Origin of the sequence: Polynucleobacter sp. MG-Unter2-18, assembly GCF_018687675.1 — a bacterium.
Classification (GTDB): domain Bacteria; phylum Pseudomonadota; class Gammaproteobacteria; order Burkholderiales; family Burkholderiaceae; genus Polynucleobacter.
The window spans coordinates 240,920-262,902 of sequence record NZ_CP061302.1; the positions used below are offsets into that span (position 1 = coordinate 240,920).

At 43.5% G+C, this 21,983-nt stretch carries 23 protein-coding genes; 17 read left to right on the forward strand and 6 right to left on the reverse strand.

What is annotated here, in order from left to right; translation table 11 throughout:
• Positions 1 to 16: 16 nt before the first annotated feature.
• From C2759_RS01270 to C2759_RS01285, 4 genes are read left to right on the forward strand one after another with little or no spacing between them, the layout of a single operon-like run.
• The gene (locus tag C2759_RS01270) at positions 17 to 601 is read left to right on the forward strand and encodes a YqgE/AlgH family protein (RefSeq protein ID WP_215356598.1); all 585 of its coding nucleotides are present in this window, start codon (positions 17 to 19) and stop codon (positions 599 to 601) included.
• Positions 594 to 1,019 (forward strand): Holliday junction resolvase RuvX, encoded by a 426-nt coding sequence (gene ruvX / locus C2759_RS01275; protein WP_215355636.1) that lies wholly within the window; start codon positions 594 to 596, stop codon positions 1,017 to 1,019. The genes C2759_RS01270 and ruvX overlap by 8 nt, the downstream gene beginning before the upstream one ends.
• Position 1,020: 1 nt before the next feature.
• Positions 1,021 to 1,527 carry a bifunctional pyr operon transcriptional regulator/uracil phosphoribosyltransferase PyrR gene (gene pyrR, locus C2759_RS01280; protein WP_215356599.1) on the forward strand — a complete coding sequence of 169 codons (507 nt, stop codon included), beginning with the start codon at positions 1,021 to 1,023 and terminating at the stop codon, positions 1,525 to 1,527.
• On the forward strand, positions 1,524 to 2,516 hold the full coding sequence (locus C2759_RS01285; RefSeq protein ID WP_251366988.1) for an aspartate carbamoyltransferase catalytic subunit: 993 nt from the start codon (positions 1,524 to 1,526) through the stop codon (positions 2,514 to 2,516). Before pyrR ends, C2759_RS01285 begins: the two co-directional genes overlap by 4 nt.
• A 27-nt stretch (positions 2,517 to 2,543) precedes the next feature.
• Here the strand turns inward: C2759_RS01285 and C2759_RS01290 are convergent, their stop codons facing one another.
• Positions 2,544 to 3,608, reverse strand: coding sequence for a glycosyltransferase (locus C2759_RS01290; RefSeq protein ID WP_215355638.1), 1,065 nt, complete (start codon positions 3,606 to 3,608; stop codon positions 2,544 to 2,546).
• Between the two features lie 133 nt (positions 3,609 to 3,741).
• Here C2759_RS01290 and C2759_RS01295 point away from each other — a divergent pair, with 133 nt between their 5' ends.
• Positions 3,742 to 4,323, forward strand: coding sequence for a methyltransferase domain-containing protein (locus C2759_RS01295; protein ID WP_215355640.1), 582 nt, complete (start codon positions 3,742 to 3,744; stop codon positions 4,321 to 4,323).
• A 143-nt stretch (positions 4,324 to 4,466) separates the two neighbouring features.
• Positions 4,467 to 5,324 carry a hypothetical protein gene (locus C2759_RS01300; protein WP_215355642.1) on the forward strand — a complete coding sequence of 286 codons (858 nt, stop codon included), beginning with the start codon at positions 4,467 to 4,469 and terminating at the stop codon, positions 5,322 to 5,324.
• Positions 5,325 to 5,332: 8 nt separating this feature from the next.
• On the opposite strand, the gene C2759_RS01305 is transcribed toward C2759_RS01300, so the two are convergent.
• Together C2759_RS01305 and galE are read right to left on the reverse strand one after the other, a co-directional pair.
• Positions 5,333 to 6,307 carry a hypothetical protein gene (locus C2759_RS01305; RefSeq protein ID WP_215355644.1) on the reverse strand — a complete coding sequence of 325 codons (975 nt, stop codon included), beginning with the start codon at positions 6,305 to 6,307 and terminating at the stop codon, positions 5,333 to 5,335.
• A 31-nt stretch (positions 6,308 to 6,338) separates the two neighbouring features.
• The gene (galE, locus tag C2759_RS01310; protein WP_215355646.1) at positions 6,339 to 7,352 is read right to left on the reverse strand and encodes a UDP-glucose 4-epimerase GalE; all 1,014 of its coding nucleotides are present in this window, start codon (positions 7,350 to 7,352) and stop codon (positions 6,339 to 6,341) included.
• A gap of 156 nt (positions 7,353 to 7,508) precedes the next feature.
• Here galE and C2759_RS01315 point away from each other — a divergent pair, with 156 nt between their 5' ends.
• Together C2759_RS01315 and C2759_RS01320 are read left to right on the forward strand one after the other, a co-directional pair.
• Positions 7,509 to 8,813, forward strand: a complete 1,305-nt coding sequence (locus tag C2759_RS01315) for an O-antigen ligase (protein WP_215355648.1) — start codon at positions 7,509 to 7,511, stop codon at positions 8,811 to 8,813.
• A gap of 14 nt (positions 8,814 to 8,827) precedes the next feature.
• Complete coding sequence (locus C2759_RS01320; RefSeq protein ID WP_215355649.1) at positions 8,828 to 9,931, forward strand: glycosyltransferase family 4 protein; 1,104 nt, start codon at positions 8,828 to 8,830, stop codon at positions 9,929 to 9,931.
• Here the strand turns inward: C2759_RS01320 and C2759_RS01325 are convergent, their stop codons facing one another.
• Positions 9,932 to 10,756: a glycosyltransferase family 2 protein gene (locus C2759_RS01325; protein WP_215355651.1), complete on the reverse strand. Its 825-nt coding sequence runs from the start codon at positions 10,754 to 10,756 to the stop codon at positions 9,932 to 9,934. It lies immediately after the preceding gene.
• Positions 10,757 to 10,894: 138 nt separating this feature from the next.
• Between C2759_RS01325 and rfbB the strand changes: the two genes are divergently transcribed.
• The 5 genes from rfbB to waaC are packed head-to-tail and all read left to right on the forward strand — an operon-like array spanning position 10,895 to position 15,523.
• Positions 10,895 to 11,953: a dTDP-glucose 4,6-dehydratase gene (rfbB, locus tag C2759_RS01330; protein ID WP_215355653.1), complete on the forward strand. Its 1,059-nt coding sequence runs from the start codon at positions 10,895 to 10,897 to the stop codon at positions 11,951 to 11,953.
• A gap of 16 nt (positions 11,954 to 11,969) precedes the next feature.
• Positions 11,970 to 12,938 (forward strand): dTDP-4-dehydrorhamnose reductase, encoded by a 969-nt coding sequence (rfbD, locus tag C2759_RS01335; RefSeq protein WP_215355655.1) that lies wholly within the window; start codon positions 11,970 to 11,972, stop codon positions 12,936 to 12,938.
• A 25-nt stretch (positions 12,939 to 12,963) separates the two neighbouring features.
• Positions 12,964 to 13,887, forward strand: coding sequence for a glucose-1-phosphate thymidylyltransferase RfbA (rfbA, locus tag C2759_RS01340; RefSeq protein WP_215356601.1), 924 nt, complete (start codon positions 12,964 to 12,966; stop codon positions 13,885 to 13,887).
• Positions 13,884 to 14,450, forward strand: coding sequence for a dTDP-4-dehydrorhamnose 3,5-epimerase (gene rfbC, locus C2759_RS01345; RefSeq protein WP_215355657.1), 567 nt, complete (start codon positions 13,884 to 13,886; stop codon positions 14,448 to 14,450). Before rfbA ends, rfbC begins: the two co-directional genes overlap by 4 nt.
• 41 nt (positions 14,451 to 14,491) lie before the next feature.
• Positions 14,492 to 15,523: a lipopolysaccharide heptosyltransferase I gene (waaC, locus tag C2759_RS01350; RefSeq protein ID WP_215355659.1), complete on the forward strand. Its 1,032-nt coding sequence runs from the start codon at positions 14,492 to 14,494 to the stop codon at positions 15,521 to 15,523.
• Positions 15,524 to 15,543: 20 nt separating this feature from the next.
• Here the strand turns inward: waaC and C2759_RS01355 are convergent, their stop codons facing one another.
• Complete coding sequence (locus tag C2759_RS01355) at positions 15,544 to 17,079, reverse strand: TolC family protein (RefSeq protein ID WP_251366989.1); 1,536 nt, start codon at positions 17,077 to 17,079, stop codon at positions 15,544 to 15,546.
• Positions 17,080 to 17,276: 197 nt separating this feature from the next.
• On the opposite strand from C2759_RS01355, the gene C2759_RS01360 reads away from it, so the two are divergent.
• The 4 genes from C2759_RS01360 to trmB are packed head-to-tail and all read left to right on the forward strand — an operon-like array spanning position 17,277 to position 20,396.
• The gene (locus C2759_RS01360; RefSeq protein WP_215355663.1) at positions 17,277 to 18,122 is read left to right on the forward strand and encodes an undecaprenyl-diphosphate phosphatase; all 846 of its coding nucleotides are present in this window, start codon (positions 17,277 to 17,279) and stop codon (positions 18,120 to 18,122) included.
• Between the two features lie 46 nt (positions 18,123 to 18,168).
• A complete protein-coding gene (locus tag C2759_RS01365) occupies positions 18,169 to 18,627 on the forward strand; it encodes a DUF2721 domain-containing protein (RefSeq protein ID WP_215355664.1) in 459 nt (152 codons plus the stop codon).
• 4 nt (positions 18,628 to 18,631) lie between these two features.
• The gene (locus C2759_RS01370) at positions 18,632 to 19,585 is read left to right on the forward strand and encodes a UDP-glucuronic acid decarboxylase family protein (RefSeq protein ID WP_215355666.1); all 954 of its coding nucleotides are present in this window, start codon (positions 18,632 to 18,634) and stop codon (positions 19,583 to 19,585) included.
• Between the two features lies 1 nt (position 19,586).
• Entirely contained in the window at positions 19,587 to 20,396 is an 810-nt protein-coding gene (gene trmB, locus C2759_RS01375) for a tRNA (guanosine(46)-N7)-methyltransferase TrmB (protein ID WP_251366990.1), read from the forward strand.
• 39 nt (positions 20,397 to 20,435) lie between these two features.
• Here the strand turns inward: trmB and C2759_RS01380 are convergent, their stop codons facing one another.
• A complete protein-coding gene (locus C2759_RS01380; RefSeq protein WP_215355670.1) occupies positions 20,436 to 21,914 on the reverse strand; it encodes an NAD-dependent succinate-semialdehyde dehydrogenase in 1,479 nt (492 codons plus the stop codon).
• Positions 21,915 to 21,983 lie beyond the last annotated feature (69 nt).

Genomic DNA, 21,983 nt, shown 5'->3' on the forward strand with positions numbered 1-21,983 from the left:
CGCTGCTGGGTCCTCAATTGCTTATTCTGCTGATCATTTAGCAAACCAATTTCTGATTGCTATGCCTGGGATGGCCGATCCCAATTTTGCAGGTTCAGTTATCTATCTTTTTGAGCATACTGAACGGGGTGCAATGGGCTTGATGATTAATCGCCCGACCGAACTCGATATGGGTGCCTTATTTGAGAAAATTGAGGTCAAGCTAGAGACTGAGCCAGTATCTGAACAGTCGGTCTATTTTGGTGGCCCAGTGCAAATCGAGCGGGGTTTTGTCTTGCACGAGCCCACTACAGAGGTAGCTTATAGCTCTTCCTTAGCTATTCCAGGAGGCTTGACCATGACGACATCTAAGGATGTACTTGAGGCCGTTGCAGCTGGTTCTGGGCCCAGTAAGTTCTTAATGACCTTAGGTTATGCGGGCTGGAGTGCTGGTCAGCTTGAAGAGGAGATTACCCTCAATGGCTGGATCAACGTTCCCTTATCCCAACAGCAAATGATTGAGATTATTTTTAATACTCCCTCTATCAAGCGCTATGAGCGGACGATGGGTCTTTTGGGGTTTGATCCATCCCATCTATCTGGTGAGGCAGGGCATGCCTGAGAGTATTCATAAGGGCGCAGAGTTGACCGTAATGGCTTTTGACTTTGGGACGAGACGAATTGGTATTGCTGTTGGAAATACTCTGACCAAAGCTGGCCAGCCATTAAAGATTATTGAGGAGCCATCTGAGGATGTGAGATTTAAGGCTATTCAGACCCTCATCAAAGAGTGGCAACCAAATCGGTTGGTGGTGGGGCTGCCTTGTCACCCTGACGGTGCCGAACATGAAATGAGTGCAAAGGCCCGCCGCTTTGGTAATCAGCTACAGGGACGCTTTCATTTACCAGTGGAGTGGGTGGACGAGCGCTATACCTCAGCTGTTTTAGAGGGAAATCCGGACATGCAAGACAATTTGGATGCGCAGTCTGCAGCCTTAATTTTGGACCAGTATTTTCTTGAAAAGAATTGGATTAGTTGAGATGAATGCAGAGCAGTCGTATCGGAAACTATTGGAGGCAATCAAGCATCGTAAAGATGCAAATGAGGTCTTTGAGTTGGCTGGTCTTGCGATGGGTGGCGCCTGGATTGCGGAGCGTTTGGCTACCGATCTCAATTTGACCCACTACGGCGTGATTAATGTGGCTTTTCATCGGGATGATTATGCGGAGAAAGGAATGGCTGCGCTTAGTACTGCCAGTACTATGTCCACTAATCTTCCCTTTGAGGTGAATGGCGCAAACATTATCTTGCTCGATGATGTTTTATTGACTGGCCGTACCGTTCGAGCAGCCCTTAATGAGTTATTTGACTTTGGTCGGCCGGCACAAGTGCAGTTGATGGTATTGGCCGATCGTAAGAATCGTGAGTTACCAATCTCTGCTGATTTTGTGGGGGAGCAAGTAAGTATTCCAGACAATCAAATATTGGTTTTAGAAAAAGATGATGCTGGCAAGTTCAGCTTCCAATTAGAGGCGCGTATAGCATGAGCATAGATACCACGTTAGTTAATGACTCATTGAGCAGTCTTGTAAACCAATTTAATAGTATTGGTGAATTAACTCATCTTCTCACCCTAGAGGGTTTACCTAAAGAGCAGATTCTGCATATTTTGGATACTGCTCAGCAGTTTGTGAGTATTACTGATCCTGCTAGAGAGGTAAAAAAAGTACCTCTATTGCGAGGTAAAAGCGTATTCAATCTCTTTTTTGAGAACTCCACCCGTACGCGTACCACTTTTGAGATCGCTGCCAAACGTTTATCGGCCGATGTAATTAATCTGGATATCTCCACTTCTTCTACGGCTAAAGGTGAGAGTCTTCTAGATACGATTGATAATTTGGTGGCTATGCAAGCGGATATTTTTGTTGTACGCCACAGCGTCTCTCGGGCGCCGATTGAGATTGCTCAGCATGTTCCACCACATGTGCACGTTGTCAACGCGGGTGATGGTAGCCATCAGCATCCTACGCAAGGCTTGCTTGATATGTATACGATGCGCCATTTTAAGAAAGACTTTAGCGGGCTAAAAGTTGCTATCGTTGGCGATATCGTGCATAGCCGTGTTGCTAAATCCAATATCTGCGCATTGAGAACTTTGGGTTGTACTGATATCAGAGCTATTGGCCCTGAGAGCCTGCTGCCAAGTGACTTGGACATGCTTGGAGTTAAGGTCTTCCATAGCATGGAAGAGGGCCTTAAAGGCGTTGATGTAGTGATGACTCTACGTATTCAGAAAGAGCGCATGGAAACTGGTCAGGTGCCTGAGGGCGATGCCTTCTTTAAGAAATATGGCTTAACTCCCACACGCCTTGCCTTGGCTAAACCAGATGCCATTGTGATGCACCCAGGCCCAATGAATCGTGGCGTAGAGATAGATTCATCAGTTGCAGATGGTCCTCAATCCGTCATCTTGAATCAAGTGACCTTTGGTATTGCGGTGCGGATGGCAGTGATGTCGATTGTTGCGGGGAATTAGAGGCAATTTATGGCCTCAATTGCAGCTCTATGAAGATATGCCGTCTTGAATTTCTTTAAATTTAGCAAGAATAGTCTTCGCCATTTCATCATAAGAAAAGCGGCCTTCAATGAATTTTCTTCCTGATGCTGAAACATTCTCAATTTTTTGCTTGTCCTTAAGCAGCGTATAGAGTGATTGCTTGAATTCATCAATATTATTAAAAAGAATTAAATTCTGATTATTAATCAATTCTGGGTGGAGTTCATCGTAATTATCGGAACAAAGAACTGATCCCGAAGCCAAAATTTCATAAGGCCTCATGTTGATTCCGCTTTGAGTCTCTAGTATATTTTCTGGTTTTGCAATAATGCTCAGAACCACTTTGGATGAGTTGTAGAGCTTATTTAACTTTTCCCCGTAGCACTCAATACCTTTAATTGCCTTAAGTAGAGATGGCTTAGATAAAGCAGGTGCTACCCACCTTGAGCCATAGAGATTAACTTTATTGGTTACCTCTAATGCCGCTAGAATAAATTTCTCCCGGTGTACGCTATGTTTTCCAACGAAGGAGATGTCAATTGATTTTTTAGTACCGGGAATATAGCGGAATTCATTATGGTCGACTGCGTGTGGCAAATAACTTGTATTTTCAAATCCTAGCCCATTCAAGATGCTTATCGCAATCTTGCTGTAAGAAAAATACCAACCAAGATTCGCGGCAAATAAGGTCAGCCTCTTGGGGTCTTGAACGGGATCCACAAGCCAGGCAACCTTAGGGGCTTTAATTTGAGAGAGTGTTGATTCTGAATAATGAATGCCGTGTATAAAAAATACGAAATCAGGATTATTTTCTTTGTAAAACTTCACTAGCTCTGTATTGAGATAGTTCCAATGCGTTAATGAATGTCTTGAAAAAAGAAATTTCCCCTTTTTAAGAATCCGAAGGTTGTGGGCCCACTTGTTAATCGCGTGGAATACGTATTTATCGACCCAATGGTGATGTTCATTTGCCAGGAAGGTAATTGTTTCTACCTCAGCATTTTCAAACCCCTTTTCCAGTCCTGGAACGATAGCTGGCTTAGATTGATAAACAATAAGGATGCGGGTCATGAGGTGTGAGGCCTTGGTGGCGATGGTTTTGTAAGTTTACAATGCCATTGAATACTTCTTTTGTTGCTAAGAGAAACTTTTAATCACTGCCAAAGGCTATATGAGGCTCGTAAAGTATTTTAAAACCCTGAAAATGATGTTTCGGTCTCTTAGTCATATTGTGGATATGGAAGAGGTTGAAGATCTAGAGCCTTTCTACTCTAAATTCCGAGCCAACTCGTCTAGCAATGCAAATTCGAAGACTTTGGATCTGGGGTGCGGGGGTATTCCTAGGAATCCATTTAAGGCAGATCTTCTTTATGGGATTGATATCCGAGATAACGCTAATCCCAACATTGCTAGATCTGATCTTGCGCAAGAGGGAATTCCCCATGGAGATGCCTCCATGGACTACATTACCGCATTTGATTTTATCGAGCACGTTCCTCGGGTTGTTTATTTGCCGCAAATTCGCTACTCTTTTATAGAGTTAATGAATGAGGTTTATCGCGTTCTTACTCCTGGCGGACTCTTTCTGACTCAAACCCCTGTATACCCCTTTTCCGCATGCTTCACAGATCCAACTCATATCAATCCAATAACGAGTGAAACGTTCTCCCAATATTTTGATGATCAACGTCAGTGGGGCAGGATGTATGGATTCAATGGTGCCTTCAAGATAGAGAGTCAAGTTCGCCATTCGACCCATTTAATCAGTGTGCTGAGAAAAGTTTGAGCTTGGTGAGGGACGCTGCAATCGAATCTAGGGTAGGGGCCAATAAAGTATTGGTGCTCTACCATTACTTTGAAAAAGACCAGTCATATGTTGATAACTTTGCCCACTTTTTGAGATATGGGTATGACTCAAGCTTAAATTATTTGGTTATTGTTGCCGGCAAATACTCAATTGAACTACCATTTTTAGATAATATTGAGTACCTATTTACTGAAAATAAAAATTTTGACTATGGCGGGTATTGTGTAGCGATAAAAAATCTAACCCTATGGCAGCGGTACGATTTTTATTTCTTTATTAACTCATCTGTGCGCGGCCCTTTTCTTTTGGGCTACTGTAATCAAAAATGGACTGACCTATTTATTGAGAAGTTTTCGGATGATGTGGGAATCGTCGGATCTGTTATCAGTATCACTCCCCATGAGCATTCGATTGCAAAGATGTACTATCAAAAGTACGGAATGCTTGAACGAAATGATCAGTTCTTAGGCCATGTTCAAACTACCTGTTATGTATTGAGTCGTCATGTTCTCAACCAGCTTATTGAGAGCGGTTTTTATGAGGGGGTTGACGATCTTAGCAAGGATGAAACGGTGCGAGACTATGAAATTCGGCTCTCTCAACTCATTTTAGATATGGGTTTGAATTTTCAATGCATGCTTCCTGAATACAACCAAGTAGATTATCGAGAAGCCTTGGTAGATATAAATCCCAGCTCAAGAGAAGGGGATAGTGGGTTTCAGGGCTCTTATTTTGGGAGAAGTGCCCACCCTTATGAGACCACCTTTATTAAGACAAGTAGAAATACTTTTTCTGATGAAGAGTTGCAGCGTTTTGCATTTTCCATGTCGACTCAATTTAAAGTCAATGACTGTTTAGTGCGGCAAGGTCTAATAAGGACCTATATTCAAAAAATTCAATCTTGCGCATTGAGGGTGGGTGAAAATACAAAGCTGAATCAGCACAATTTACTTAAATATTTTTTTAGGAAATTTAAGTAAATTTTGAATTACTTGCAAAAGTAATCGGCGATTTGTTGTTTAAATATTCTCGGCTCATCTTGCAGCCATTTTCTATATGTGCCGAAATCTGCATAGTGTTTCGGAAAATATTCCATCACATCATTAGCGAGTTCACCGAAGGCTTCCACAAAGTTTGGGGCGCTACTATCAAATTTGTATTGCGATGGTATCGGTAGGTCAACTGTATTTCCGGCTGAACCCAATTTTCCTGTAATCAAGCAGCATCCATGCATCGCCGCCTCGCGTGGCATACGGTCCCTACCAGGATGGTGTCCAAAATCAATATATAACTTTGCGCTGTAGAGTTTTTCTGAGAGCTGGTCTCGGTTTAAACCCTTGAGGGGCAGAAATTGCCATTGAGGGTAGCGCGCAATTAGTTGTTGTGTAACTTTCCAACCCTTGGTTGGGTTGTACAAAATAATATTTTGCTTGTGATCAATCTTGTCTAGATATTTATCTGTGAGAAAGTCTTCATTGATGGAGTCAATTAATGGAATTGGATCAATGCCACAAGATTTGAGATATTGGGTGGAGTGCTCAGTTTGCGAAAAGTGCAAGAGACTCTTGAGGTTCTTCGCTCCGCCCCAGGGCCTCCGCCCTTGCAGGACTCGCTTAAAGTAACGTACGCGATCATGAAGGGGCCAAATATGTCGACGCTCCAGGAAGTTTTCTAAGGATAACCACCAAAGAGCTGCTTTCGCATGCTTGACCTTAAGCGCAAGCATTGGATCCACTTCAGGGAAAATGATTAGATTGCTTGGCGCATCCTCATAGGGTGCTGATTGAGTTTGGTAGCGCTCATAAGGTGCGGGCGACTTTGCTGTCTCTGAGAAAGGAAGGTAGCACATATAGGCCGGTAGACCTAGACTGTTCATATGTGCCGTCAGTTGGTGAAGTGCTTCGGGGCCGCCGGTAACTGCGCCAGCGGGGCAAACTACGAGTATCTTTTTATAGTTATGCATCTAAAAGTGTTTGATTCTCAGTAAGTGATATTTAAGACTGTGCTGAATCTAATTGCTTATAGAAGCGCCAAGTATCCTCGCACATCCTCTCAATTCCATGTTTTGCTTCCCAGCCTAGGACTGTTTTGGCTAGGTCTGAATTTGCATAATACTCCGCCAAGTCTCCAGATCTTCGCTCTACTAAATCGTATGGAATTTTCTTGCCACTGACTTTTTCAAAGGTGGCAATCATTTCTAAAACACTATAGGGTTTTCCAGTTCCTAAATTGATTGTGAGGGCTCCAGGATGATCCTTTAGATACCGCAATGCAAGTAAATGGCCTTGGGCTAGATCATCAACGTGGATATAGTCTCTGAGGCCGGTGCCATCTGGTGTTGGGTAATCATTCCCAAATACTTTCAATTTTGGGAGGATGCCTAAAGCAATCTGGCCAATATAGGGCATTAGGTTATTAGGTTTCCCAACAGGGTTCTCGCCAATTAAGCCTGATAGATGGGCTCCTACGGGGTTAAAGTAGCGTAAGCAGGCAACTTTAAGGCTAGGGTTGGCTTTAGCGCTATCCCTGAGTATTTCCTCAACCATGAGTTTTGTGCGGCCATAGACATTAATAGGGGCAGTGGGCATATCCTCTTGGTATTGAGTGGCCCCTGGCTCTCCATATACGGTTGCAGACGAAGAAAATACAAAGGTCTCAACTTTGGCCCTAATCATCTCTTCTAGGATCGTGATACTGCCAGTCACATTATTGTCGTAATACTTAAGGGGTTCGCTTTGGGACTCGCCCACCGCCTTTAATCCTGCAAAATGAATCACCCCAGTAATGGGGTGATTTGCAAAGATATCCCTTAGTAAAGTGCGATCTCGAATTTCACCTGAGTAAAAAGCAGGAGCTTGGGCGCTAATCTTTTCAATACTTTTAAGGGTGATTGCTTTGCTATTGCAAAGGTTGTCCAATATCACGACTCTGTGGCCACTCTCTTGTAGGGCTACTACAGTGTGCGAACCTATGTATCCGGCGCCACCAGTGACCAAAATTGTCTTCATATTTCTCTTAATATTAAAAGTAAAGGGACGCTAGGTTCCTAATGGTATTCTCTCTATGGAATGCACCTGGGGAGTCGAAAATACATTAATTAGGCATTATTTCCATAAATAATAATCCCCTGTAACTAATGATTGCAGTAAATTCCTAGAATACCTATGAAACAGAATATAAATCACACGCATACAAAGCTCGACTGGTTTGTAATTTTGTGTGTTTTTATGTTCCCAGTGACATTTTTGACTGTTCGTCATGGCGTGCATGTCTCATTATTTGCTCTGCTCCTGATTACTGCTTATCAGTTCTGGCATGCTGGTATAAAAAATATCCAGCTTGAATACCCAAGAGATTTTTTCATCCTTTTCCTTTTTTCGGGTTTGCTGTTTTCGGTTTTAATTTCTCAAATATTTCGCGGGGCTATTCATCCTGCAGCATTTGATGGGCCATCCCGCATCTTGTTTGCGGGGGTAGCCTTTTTATTGCTTAAGAATCTAAATATTCCTTACATAAAAATATTGGGTGTGGCGATCCCGATTGCACTTATAGGTATTTTTACTGTAGTTATTTTGAGCCCCCTCGATCCATATTGGATGGGTAGATATTCTATCTATTTTGTCGATCCTAATACTTTGGGATCTCAAACCTTTATTCTTGGCCTCCTGTCGATCCTAATGATTGGCTGGAGCGGGAAAAAATCTATCGTATTAATTGCCTTGCAAGTGCTTGGTGGGTTGCTTGGCTTGTATGTTTCTATTGGCTCTGGATCGCGCGGGGGCTGGCTCACTGCACCATTTATCCTTTTGCTTATTTTATTGTTAAGGCTTGGTGATATTTCTCATGCCAGTCAATCTCATAAGCAGAAAATGTGGCTACAGACGATTGCAGTTTGTATTTCCATTTCCTTTGTATTTTTAATGGGATTTTATTTTTCAGAAAAGCTATCCACTCGAATTATTAGTGGTTATTTTGAAATCCTCCATTGGTTTACTGGGGCTAATTTAGATACATCTGCTGGTACTAGGCTAAGTATGTGGAAGTTTGGCTTTCAGTTTGCTAATGAGAGTTTGCTCTTTGGTTACGGCGAAGAAAAGAATATGATGCAGGTTTTGAAAGATAGTCCGCTCAATATCGCTGCTAATGAAACTGCCATCAACACCATGGCATTAACTGGCCCACACAGCGATATTCTGAGCAAGCTCTTATCTGCAGGCCTCTTTGGATTAGGCGCTTATTTAAGTCTCTTGTTCGTGCCATTTTCTATCTTTTGGAAGCAGCGCAATGCACAGAATTTCAACATAAAGCAAGCTGCCAGAATCGGCCTTTTTTATATCACTGGCATATTGATTGCCGGACTATCAAATGAGCAGTTGTCCCTCAAGTACTTGTGTACTTTTTATGGGCTGATGATTGCTGTGCTATTAGCGCAGGTATTACATAAGCCTTCAGCAGGCCGCATAGATTAATGTGGCTTTGATCTATGGCTGATACAAAAGTCATTCTATTTTCTGACTCGTCTATCAATATTGGGGGTCAAGAGTTGCAAGCGTTACAGCAAATGCGCTCACTCAATGCATTAGGCTTTCAAACAATCTTGCTATGCAAGCCTATGAGTGCAATATCTGCTCGTGCCAAGAGTGAAGGCTTGGATGTAATTGAGATTCGCTTTCGGAATGCCTTTCATATACCGAGTTTGCTCCAGCTGTTGCGCTTAGCCAAGGAGAAAAATCCTGTAGCAATGTTTTGTCATGGCAGTCATGACGCATTAATTTCTGCGCTAGTGGGCATAGTGCAAGTACTTTTTGGTCGTAAGCGTATTCCTGTTTTTAGAGTAAAAACTTTTCAGCATGGTTACCCGCTATCGTTTGCCTATAACCATATTTTCTCTGGGACGGTAATTCCTAGCGAGTATCTGCGCTCACGGTTTTTGGCAAATCCCGCTATCAACGCTCAGAAGCTGAAAGTTATTTATCCAGGAATTGATTTTTCAGCGCTGGATTGCTCGGCAGATCAACTGCCAGACCATATCTTGAATTGGCTAGATGCTCATCCGGGACCGGTGATATCGCATGGAGCAATTCTAAGGGGTGAAAAAGGACACAGCACGATTTTAAAGGCTCTCATTGAGGTTAAAAAGGTGATCCCAGATGTGCGTTATTTAATCGCAGGAGAGGGCCAAGATAAGCCATTGCTTGAGGCTGAGATTGCAGCACTTGGTCTTGGTGAGAATGTATTTTTAACGGGGATATTAAAAAAGATAGCGCCATTGCTCAGAAAAAGCGATCTAGCTGTTTTACCTTCTTTAGTTGAGCCTCTTGGGATGTTTCAGATTGAAGCACAATATTTAGAAGTGCCAACTATTGTAAGTAAGGTTGGCGGCATTCCAGAAACGGTGCTTGATCAAGAGACTGGTCTTATGATTGAACCCGGTAATGTTGAGCAGTGGGCTAAGGCCATCATCTGGATGCTATTGAATAATGACCATGCAAATCAGATGGCAAAAGCAGGAAAAAAAATGGTTGTAGAGAAATTCTCTCTTAATAGTAATATAAAAAGCCTTGTTAGCTTGTTTGAAAAAGCTTAATTAAATCCAATCAAAGGCATTATTTTTTCTGAGTCCATGTATGGACATGCCATGCTCTTTAACTTCATTTCGGCTCGCTTTATCTTGGTGCTTTTTTGCTTGAATCTTCCCTAGCTTTCTTTGAATCCAGCTTTGATTTAGTAGTTTGTAGTTGTAGCGATTAGCTAAACCATCTTTTTCTGCGAGCCCTCTTTCTTGCTTCATAGCAGTTTGGGTAATTGAGCCGAAGTGGTGTAACCACGAGGCACCAGTAATCGCAGTTTGAATATTCGACTTCTTGAGTTCATTAAAGAACAAGGTATCTTCATAGCCTAGTAGTTTAGGGATTGGCTGAAAATAACCCACATCCATCCAGACTGAATTATGAATAGCAAGGCACACCGCATGCTTGCTGCTAAAACGATGTACATCTTTCATTTCTGCTTTAGCTTTTAGATTGAATGCTTCAAAGTCGTAATCTAGAGGCCCTTCAATGAGTGCTGGGCTAATGACTTTGAGGTTTTGGGATTCTGCAGCGTGAATGAGGTTCTCAATCCATAGTGGTGATACGAGAACATCATTATTCATGATGATGCTCCATTCACTTTGTAGTGCGAGCGCTCCTTGATTCCAAGCTGTCCCACATCCCAAATTAGTGGAGTTGAAGATTCTTCCGCCCAAGGGCAGTGTCGAAAGATAGTCGCGCGTCCCGTCAGTCGAGTAGTTGTCCACCACTACGAGCCGATCTAATGGGGTGCCATGCTTCACCATACTATCAATGCACATTTTTGTATATTCAACAGAGTTGTAGCAGGCAAATGTCAGGCTATATTTATTAGGATTCACGATTTGACGGTGGTAATGTTTTGTTAAAATAATCTTTTAAGCTGAAGTTTAGGGTTGCAGGGGGGTTTAATTTGAATTAAAAAATACCTTCAGCTATCCTTATCGTATTACATTTCGCACTTCATTTATTGGTAAATCATGATTTTAATAACGGGCGGTGCAGGTTTTATTGGTAGTAACTTTGCCCTAGATTGGCTTGCGGATCCAAAGGCTGAAGGGTTGATTAATCTCGATAAACTGACCTATGCCGGCAACCTAGTCAATTTAGCGACCCTGAAGGATGATTCCCGCCATATTTTTGTTCATGGGGATATTGGCGATAAAGAGTTGGTTGCCAGCTTGTTAAAAAAGCATCAGCCCCGTGCCATTGTCAATTTTGCTGCTGAGAGTCATGTGGATCGATCTATTCACGGTCCTGCAGAGTTTGTGCAAACCAATATTTTGGGTACCTTCAACTTACTGGAGTGCGCAAGATCATATTGGAGTAGCTTGGATGAGTCTGCTAAGAAAGCATTTCGCTTTCACCATGTCTCTACTGATGAAGTCTATGGGTCTTTATCCTCTACTGATCCTGCTTTTACCGAAAAGAATGCTTACGAGCCCAATAGTCCTTATTCTGCATCTAAGGCAGCATCAGATCATTTAGTGCGTGCTTGGTTTCACACATACGGTTTCCCGGTAGTCACTACCAATTGCTCTAATAACTATGGTCCTTACCACTTTCCAGAGAAGTTGATTCCACTCGTTATTCTCAATGCCCTCAATAGCAAGCCTTTGCCAATTTATGGTGATGGTCAGCAGATTCGTGATTGGCTTTATGTGGGCGACCATTGTTCTGCGATTCGCGAAGTATTGGCTAAAGGTAAATTGGGTGAGACTTACAACATTGGGGGCTGGAATGAAAAAGCCAATATCGATGTCGTAAAAACAATCTGTACGATTTTGGATGAACTAAAGCCACGTACCGATAACAAGTCCTATGCTGAGCAAATTACTTTTGTTACAGATCGCCCTGGTCATGATCGCCGCTATGCGATTGATGCTAGCAAGGTAGAGCGCGATTTAGGCTGGCGGCCTACAGAGACATTTGATACGGGGATTCGTAAGACGGTACAGTGGTATTTAGATCATCCAGTCTGGGTAGAAGGTGTCGTTAGTGGTAGCTATCGTGACTGGTTGCAAAAACAGTACAGCTGAATCGTACAAGTCTCCAATGAATATACTCATATTTGGTAAAGATGGACAGTTAGGTAAAGCGTTCCAAGCTTTATTCGATTCGCTACTACCTACTTTGGCGGAGAAGTCTAATATTCAATATGTTGGGCGCGCTGAATGTAATTTATCTGATGCTACTAAATTAGATTTGCTCTTAAATCAATTTCATCCTCAATTAATTATTAATGCCTCAGCGTATACCGCTGTTGATAAGGCAGAGATTGAGCCGGAGTTAGCATTTGCGGTGAATGCAACAGCTCCTGAGTTGATGGCTCAATATGCGGCGCAGCATGGAGCTACTTTTTTACATTACTCCACAGATTATGTTTTTGATGGTGAAAAGTATGGCATTTATCTAGAGGATGACATGCGTAATCCTCTCGGTGTTTATGGCAAGAGCAAGGCAGCTGGAGAAGAAGCCATTGCTCAAGTATTTGCAAGCAGTTCCTCAGGAGGTGCTGGTCAATATGCGATTTTTAGAACAAGCTGGGTGTATGGGAACGGCGGTAATTTCATTCGTACGATTTTGCGTTTGGCAAAAGACCGAGACGAGTTGAAGGTGATTGCAGATCAATACGGTGTTCCCACCAGCGCTCAGTGGCTTGCGCAAGTAAGTTTGGGTTTAGTAATAGATGCAAAAGGGCGCTTGAGTGCATTCCCGCCCGGTATCTATCACGTCGTCCCAGTCGGTGAGACGAGTTGGTATGGTTTAGCCCGCTGGGCTGTACAAGCTGCTCTAGATGCTGGGATACCGTTGAGAACCTCTTCCCGTACTATTAAGCCAATTCCTGCGGTGGAGTACCCTTTGCCAGCCCCCCGGCCCATGAATTCACGGATGTCGACAGATAAGCTCCGAAAGGTCTTAGAGGGTCAGGGCGATATGTCAAAATTAGAACTATTAAATCAGCCCTGGGATGGAGCCGTTCGTTCTTATGTCCACCATTTGGCTAAAGATGGATCTATCTAAAGAGAGCGCTATGGCAGTAAATCAGATGAATCGCAAAGGCATTATTTTGGCAGGAGGTTCTGGCACTCGTTTGTATCCAGTAACTCAAGCTGTCTCTAAACAGTTAATGCCTGTATATGACAAGCCAATGGTGTATTACCCATTAACCACGTTGATGCTTGCAGGTATCCGAGATATTCTATTAATCTCTACACCTCACGATACTCCGCGATTTGCAGAGTTACTTGGCGATGGCTCGCAATGGGGTTTAAATATTGAGTATTGCGTGCAACCTTCCCCTGATGGTTTGGCACAAGCATTTACCTTAGGTAAAAGCTTTGTTGGGAATAGCCCAAGTGCTTTAGTGCTTGGCGATAATATTTTTTATGGTCATGAGCTGGTTGATCAGCTTGATAGCGCTAATGCACGTAATGATGGCGCCACTGTATTTGCCTATCACGTCACAGATCCAGAGCGTTATGGTGTGGTGGAGTTTGACAAAGATTACAAGGCTCTCTCTATTGAAGAGAAGCCACTCAAGCCGAGAAGTAGTTACGCAGTAACTGGACTCTATTTTTACGATAATCAAGTGTGCGACATAGCTGCATCTATTAAGTCTAGCGCTCGGGGTGAGTTAGAGATTACGGATGTTAATCGTGCCTATCTTGAAAAAAATGAATTGAGCGTAGAAATCATGGGCCGTGGTTTTGCATGGCTAGATACCGGAACGCATGATTCATTATTGGACGCTGCTGGTTTTATTGCCACACTACAAAAGCGCCAAGGCCTCATGGTGGCATGTCCTGAAGAGATTGCTTATCGTCAAGGTTGGATTAGCGTCGAAGATGTTCTTAAAGTTGCCGCTCAATTGAGCAAGAATAGCTACGGTCAATACCTTAGTAAGATTGTGAATGAGCTCAATACCTCCGTTCAACCCATTGCTTTATCTCACAAGAAGATGATTGGATGAGCGCAACTTCAAAGCTACTGGTTACGCCGACAACCATTCATGATGTGCTGATTATTGAGCCTAAAGTATTCGGTGATGAACGTGGTTGGTTCACTGAATCTTTTAATGCCCAAGACTTCTCCGCGGCCACAGGTTTGAACGTCGATTTTGTACAAGACAATCATTCCTTCTCTCGACAATGGACTCTGCGTGGTTTGCACTATCAACTACAGCAGACTCAAGGTAAATTGGTGCGAGTTGTAGCTGGTAGTGTGTTTGATGTTGCTGTTGATATCCGAAAAGATTCGCCAAGCTACGGTAAGTGGGTAGGCATTGAGTTAAGCGCTCAAAACCACAAGCAAATGTGGATTCCATCTGGCTTAGCACACGGTTTTTTGGTGTCATCTGAGACTGCTGAGTTTCAATACAAAACTACTGATTACTATCACCCCCAAAGTGAAGCCTGCTTGGCATGGAATGATCCTAGTGTTGGCATTCAGTGGCCGATACCCCAGGAAGTAGCGCCCAATATGAATGCCAAAGACTCGGCCGGCTTATCGTGGGATGCTGCCCCCAAGTTCTAATTGAATTTAGGTGCATTTTCAAAAGATAAGATAATGCTCGTATGAGCACCACTCCTAAAATCCTTTTGGTAAAACTCTCATCCCTAGGGGATGTACTGCATAATTTGCCGATTGTCTGGGATCTGCGCGCGCGTCTACCTGATGCCCAAATTGATTGGGTTGTGGAAGAGGGATATGTTCATCTCCTAGAGCCCTTATTATCGCGTGATAGTTTTAGAGGAATAGATCGTATTATTCCTTGTGGACTTCGTCGCTGGAAGAAGAATCTTTTCAAATTGTCTTCTTGGAAAGAATTTTTCTCTTTTAGAGAAACACTTCAATCTACTTCCTACGATGTATTAATTGAAACCCAGGGCTTACTAAAGTCTGCCATCGTGTGCGCCTTGGCTAAGAAGACTTCAGGATCAGTAGTTGCTGGCCTTGCTAATGCTACTGAGTTTTCAGGCTACGAGCCTCTTGCAAGAGCGTTTTATAGCCAGTCAGTTCAAGTACCAACACTCTGTCATGCGGTGGACCGCTCACGTTGGGTCACATGCTCTGCCTTGGATTGGTCTTTGATGGAGCGAGGCAATTTGCCTCAGTTTTATCCCTCAGAATTTATTGCAGGCCTTCCAATAAGCTCTGTTGCTGGGTTGAGTAAGCCATATATTTTGTTTTTTCATTCAACTGCCAGAGAGGCAAAGCGCTGGGCTAATGAGTATTGGGTTGAACTGGGCAAAGAGTTTTCTTCAAGAGGCTATCAAGTGGTTTTCCCTTGGGGAAGCACTTCAGAGAAAACTGTCAGTGAATTGCTTGCCGCGCAGATAGCTAACGCATTTGTACCATCTGCGTTCTCTATTGAGGATGCATTCTCTGTAATTGCAGGTGCTGCGTTAACGGTAGGCGTGGATACTGGCTTGACCCATTTGGCGGCAGTGCTCGATAAACCTACAGTAGAAATCTACTGCGACTCACCGCGTTGGAAAACTGAAGGCTACTGGTCTGATCGAATTGCGAATGTGGGCGACATTCAAAATCCACCAAATATTCAAGAGGTTCTGGGTGCCTCCCTGAAGCTTCTACAGCAAGCTTGAATTATTAATTACTTTAGTTATTAGCGCAGCAAGGTGTTGATAGAAATCAGATCTTCATCTGAGAGTGCTGCCGCATGAGCTTTCAACTTAATGGCATTGAGAATCGTGTTGTAGCGCGCTTGTTGCAGTTGTGAGCGGGTGGTAATGAGCGTATCCAATGCAATGAGTACATCAATGTTAATCAGTGTACCCACTTGGAAACCTAGCTTGCTCGATTCCAGCGCAGAGCTAGATGAGCGCTCTGCTGCTTCATAAGCTTTGACGCTAGCTAAGCCCCCGTAAAAGCCAGTAAATGCCGCTCTCGTATTTTGTGCTGCAGTGCGCCGAGCATTATCGTAATTCGCTTTAGCGGCATCTAGTAATGCTGCATTTTGACGAATGACAGAGCTATTAAATCCACCTGAAACTAAGGGGATGGTCATCTGCAAGGCAACAGTATTGTTATAAATATTTGTATTTGATGGAGTGTAACTATTGGCACTACCATTTGCCGTGTTATAGCCCGCCGTTCCAACAAAACTCACTGAAGGATAGTTTAGTGCTTGGGAACCTCGGTAAGTACTTTCTGCAAGGCTGACGGATAGTTGGCCAGCCAGTACATTAAAGTTTGCTGATTCTGCTTGGTGTATCCAGTCATCTAGAGTTTGCCCTTTTGGCAATTGTGGATTGACGCTTTCCGCAATCGGAATGCCATTATTGTCTTTGGTTTTGGAGCGAGGGTCTTTGAGAACTCCATCAATCTTGGCTTCTTTTGTCAGCGGCTTTAAAGCTCCAACAGGTCGGCCAACTAATTGCTCTAAAACGCCTCGCTTCACTACAAGATCAGCTTGGGCTCCAATTTCCTGAGAGTTTGCAAGATCAAATGCTGCCTGCGCAGTATTGACATCAACAATGGTAGCAAGACCGGCATCAAACTTGGCTTGTGCGATCTCTAGTTGTTGTTTAATTAAACTCTTTTTGTTGCGATAGAGTTCGACATTATCCTGGCTGGTGAGTGCATCAAAATAAGCTTGTGAAACACGAATGATTAAATCTTGTTGCGCCAAGTAAAAGCGCATATCCGCAATCTTGGTATTCAAATCACCTTGCTTGGAAGCTTCAAATGCTGCAACGTTAAAAACAGGCTGGGTTAGTGTGACGGTATAACCCTTTTGATCAAAAACACGAGAGTTCCCTGTATAACTAGTTAGGGCTGAGCTATTGGTAGCATGTTGGTAGTACCTTGTTCCAATGGGGGTTGCGCTTGCCTGGGGTAATAATAAGGAAAGACCTTGCCAATAAAGCTCCCTGCTCGCCTGGTAGTTAAAGCGAGCAGCATTTAATACTGGGTCACTAAAGGCCGCCTCTTGGTACAAGCGTATTAAGTCTGTTGCTTGGCTGGAACTTACTCCATTACCACTGACAGTAGAGGGTGCGGCATCGGAGGGAATAGCTTGCTTTGGGATCACCACCATCTGAGGGGGCATATCTAGGCCTACCAGCGACTGGGCACTAACAGGTGTTATTAGCGAAGACTTAGCGCCGATAGCACTCTGCGCAAAACAGTTAGATGACATCGCGCCGAGTCCGAGCGCCTGACTTAGGATAAGACCAAAAGTAGTTAGCTGAGAGGGGCGAAAGGGTGTCGGGATCATCTAATTCGAATACTTTTCAATATGCCATGCAGTTTAAGGCTTATTCGCACAAATTAGCTATTTGAGCCTTATTTTGCAAAATCTTCAGTGCATCTTCATCTATCTATAAAATTAGGCTTATGGATCTAATTTTGCTAAGTAAAGCAGTAATACTGGGGGTAGTCGAGGGCTTAACTGAGTTTTTGCCAATCTCCAGTACGGGCCACCTTATTCTGGTTGGTGACTTGCTTGATTTCAATGACGAGCGAGGGAAGGCCTTCGAGGTCATTATTCAGTTCGGTGCGATTTTGGCCGTTTGTTGGGAGTTCCGAGAAAAGCTTTGGAAGGTGGCTTCGACTATTCAGACCAGCACAATATCACGACGTTTTGTGTTGAACCTATTGATTGCTTCAGTTCCGGCGATGGGTTTGGCATTCATATTTGGTAAGCACATTAAAGCAGTGCTATTTTCCCCCATTCCAGTTGCTAGCGCTTTTATAGTAGGCGCTCTAGTGATTTTTTGGGCCGAGAAACGTCAGCAAACAGTTGTTTTGAGCAAAAATCACATTCAGTCGGTAGATGACCTCACTCCCTTGGATGCATTGAAGGTAGGGCTGGCTCAGTGCGCTGCTTTGATTCCGGGGACATCTCGCTCAGGGGCAACTATTATTGGCGGCATGCTTTTTGGCTTGCCACGTGCAGTAGCCACGGAATTTTCTTTCTTCTTGGCGATACCTGTCATTGGTGGTGCAACAGCCTATGAATTACTGAAGCTCTGGAAAAATCCTGTGACTTTATCGGATGAATTTACTTGGGCGATTGTGGTTGGTTTTATTTCCGCTTTTGTGTCAGCTTTCATTTGTGTTCGCTGGCTGATTCATTACGTTGCTGGGCACAACTTCATTCCCTTTGCGTGGTATCGCATTATCTTTGGGTTGTTAGTTTTGATAAGCGCCTATAGCGGTTTAGTTGCCTGGTCTCACTAGACCATAAAATGACTTTGAATATTAATAGAGGTAGATTGGAATAAGTATGGATGTATCGATTGATGCAATTACGAATAACATTCAGTTGGCACTAGCCCCAGTATTTTTGTTAACGGCAGTAGCCACTTTGATTAATGCAATTTCCGCACGCTTGGCTCGCTCAGTTGACCGTATGCGCGCTATTCAGCATCGAATACAGGAGGGCGGCATTCAGGATCAAGCAATACTGACTCATATGATGAAGGAGGCGAATGAGGCAAAGGTTCGCGGTCGTCTTTGTACAGCTGCGATCTTCTTTGACGTCCTGAGTGGGGTATTTATCTCCTTAACCGTTCTGGAGTTATTTTTCTTTCAGGCTGGTGCAGTGCGTTCATTGCAAGCTACTTACGTCATTTGGACCTTTGTACTTGGATTAATATCTTTTATGACATCACTTTCTATCGTGCTGGGCGAAGTGGTTTATGCCTATCGTTCGGCTGGCTGGAATACACCTTTTTCAAAATAAAATTATGCCAAACTACAATCGAAATCAAAAAATCCTCATCACCGGCGGGGCCGGCTTCTTAGGCTCCCATCTCACCGAGAAGCTTCTGAAAGAGGGCAATGAGGTGTTGGTGGTTGATAACTTTTTTACCGGTACTAAGCAAAACTTAGCGCACTTATTGCCAAACCCTCATTTAGAGGTGATGCGCCATGATGTGACATTTCCACTCTACGTAGAAACTAATCAGATCTATAACTTGGCATGTCCAGCCTCACCAGTGCACTATCAGTATGATCCCGTGCAGACAACTAAGACTAGCGTGCATGGCGCAATTAATATGCTTGGATTAGCTAAAAGAATTAGAGCACGTATTTTGCAAGCATCTACCAGTGAAGTTTATGGTGACCCTGAAGTACATCCCCAAACAGAGGAATATTGGGGCAAGGTCAATCCGATTGGCATTCGCTCTTGCTATGACGAAGGCAAGCGCTGCGCGGAAACTTTATTCTTTGATTATCACCGCCAGCATCAGTTAGACATCAAAGTAGTACGCATTTTTAATACTTACGGTCCTCGCATGCATCCCAATGATGGTCGTGTAGTGAGCAACTTCATTGTTCAGGCCATACAGGGTAAAGACATCACCATCTACGGGGATGGTCAGCAAACTAGAAGCTTTTGCTATGTAGATGATCTGATTGATGTCATGGTCAAAATGATGAACTCCGAGGAGGGTTTTACGGGGCCAGTCAATATTGGCAACCCTGGTGAATTCACCATGCTTCAGCTAGCCGAAACTATTTTGAGGCTCTCAGGTAGTAAATCTAAAATCATTCATCAACCATTACCTTCCGATGATCCGAAGCAGCGCCAACCCAATATTGAATTAGCCAAAGTAAAGCTTGGCTGGCAGCCTAAGGTCAATCTAGAGGATGGCCTTCAAGAGACGATTGCTTACTTTAAGAAGGTGGTTTCATAAGTTGTCTCTAGAAAAATCAGAGAAGCATTTTGATCGTATCCGCTCCTTTGTTTTAAGGGCGGGAAGGACAACTGCTGGTCAGCAACGTGCTATTGATGAGATCGGACCCCAGTTTTTGATTCCTTTTCAGGAAGCTATTTTAGATTTACCGAAAGCATTTAATGGCTCATCGCACCCCAAGATATTAGAAATTGGCTTTGGCATGGGCGAGACTACTGCCAGGATTGCTGCTATGCGTTCTGAAGATGATTTCTTGGCAATTGAAGTGCATCCTCCTGGGGTAGGTGCATTGCTGAAATTAATTGGCGAAAACAATCTCACTAATTTACGTTTGATTCGTCATGATGCTGTTGAGGTTTTAGAGCAGATGCTTGGGCTAAATTCCTTAGATGGTATTCATATCTATTTTGCAGATCCATGGCATAAGAAGCGTCATCATAAACGTCGCTTGATTCAAGCAGAGTTCGTAAAATTATTAATTTCTCGTTTAAAGCCCGGAGCTTATTTACATCTCGCGACCGATTGGCAAAACTATGCAGAGCAAATGTTGTTGGTCTTAAATGCTGAGTCTACTTTAGTGAATACCTCTCATGAGCAAATTAGTATTGAAACTTTTTCAGCATCTGATGTTGCCGGTAAGATTGAGTCTGCTAAAGAGTCCTTTAAAGAATTCAGGCCCACTATCGAACAACTTGATGCCAAGCATCTTGGATACGTCGAGAGACCTGCATATAGACCAACTACCAAGTTCGAGACCCGCGGTATTAAGCTAGGACATGGCGTGTGGGACTTGGTCTACAAGAAAAAATAAAGCCACAATGAAGTGGCTTTATTTTTTTCTGATATTAGCTTAGAGACCAAGGCATATATATTTGAGCTCTAGGTATTCATCCATACCGTAGGCACTCCCTTCACGGCCTAAACCTGACTGTTTAATTCCGCCAAATGGCCCCACCTCATTGGAGATGATTCCGGAGTTGACACCCACAATGCCGTATTCAAGCGCTTCAGCAGCTTTCCAGATGCGACCAATATCACGACTATAAAAATAGGATGCCAAGCCAAACTGGCTATTGTTAGCCAGCCTAATCGCCTCCTCATCACTTTCAAATGGGATGATTGGAGCTACAGGCCCAAAGGTCTCTTCATGGGTAATGAGCATGTCATTAGTCACGTTAGACAAAATGGTTGGCTCATAAAAAGTGCCGCCCAAAGGCGATGGCTTGCCACCAACAATGAGTTTTGCACCCTTGCTAATGGCATCGGCTACATGCCTCTCCACCTTATCTAAAGCCGCTTGCTCAATCAACGGTCCTTGAGTATTGCCAGGCACCATACCATTGCCCACTTTGATGACTTCAATGGCTTTGGCAAACTTTTCAACAAACTCATCCTGCACTTTTTTGTGAACATAGAAGCGGTTTGCGCAAACGCAGGTTTGACCAGAGTTTCGATACTTAGATGCCATCGCACCTGAAACAGCCGCATCAATATCAGCGTCCTCAAAAACAATAAAGGGGGCATGACCTCCGAGCTCTAGACCCAACTTCTTTACTGTAGGAGCGCATTGCGCCATTAATATTCGCCCAACTTCAGTTGAGCCGGTGAATGATAGATGGCGGACGATAGGCGATGCACAGAGTGTTTTACCAATTACAATAGATTGTTTGGCATCTGCAGTAAGAATATTAATGACACCCGCTGGAACGCCAGCTCGTTGAGCAAGCTCTGCCAAGGCTAAGGCGCTAAGTGGTGTTAGTTCAGCTGGCTTAATTACAATAGTACAGCCTGATGCCATTGCTGGTGCAATCTTGCGCGTAATCATAGCAATGGGGAAATTCCAAGGCGTGATAGCAACACATACCCCAATTGGCTGTTTCATGACCATCATGCGCTTATCGCCCCAAGTAGTACTTGGAATAGATCCAGCAACCCGTTTCGCTTCTTCGGCAAACCACTCTACAAAAGAGGCGGCATAAGCTACTTCACCAGTTGCTTCAGTGAGTGGCTTTCCTTGCTCTAGGGTCATGATGGTCGCTAGGTCTTGGGTATTCTGAGTAATCAGATCAAACCATTTGCGCATCACGTGAGCGCGCTCTTTTCCAGTTTTGCTCTTCCAGCTTTGAAGGGCATGCTCTGCGGATTCAATTGCTTGCTCAGCATCCCTGGGCTCAAGATTGCTAACATCTGCAATCAGATCTCCAGTAGCGGGATTGTGAACCGCAAAAGTGTTTTCAGAATTTGTTTTAAACCAGGCGCCATTAATGAAAGCCTCTTCTTTAAATAGGCTTGGATCTTTCAGTAATTTTCGGATATCTGTTTTCTGCATGATGGCGTCTCTTTGGTAAAAAGATATTTTTATTTTATCCCTTAGTGTAGTTTGGATTACCACTCAAAG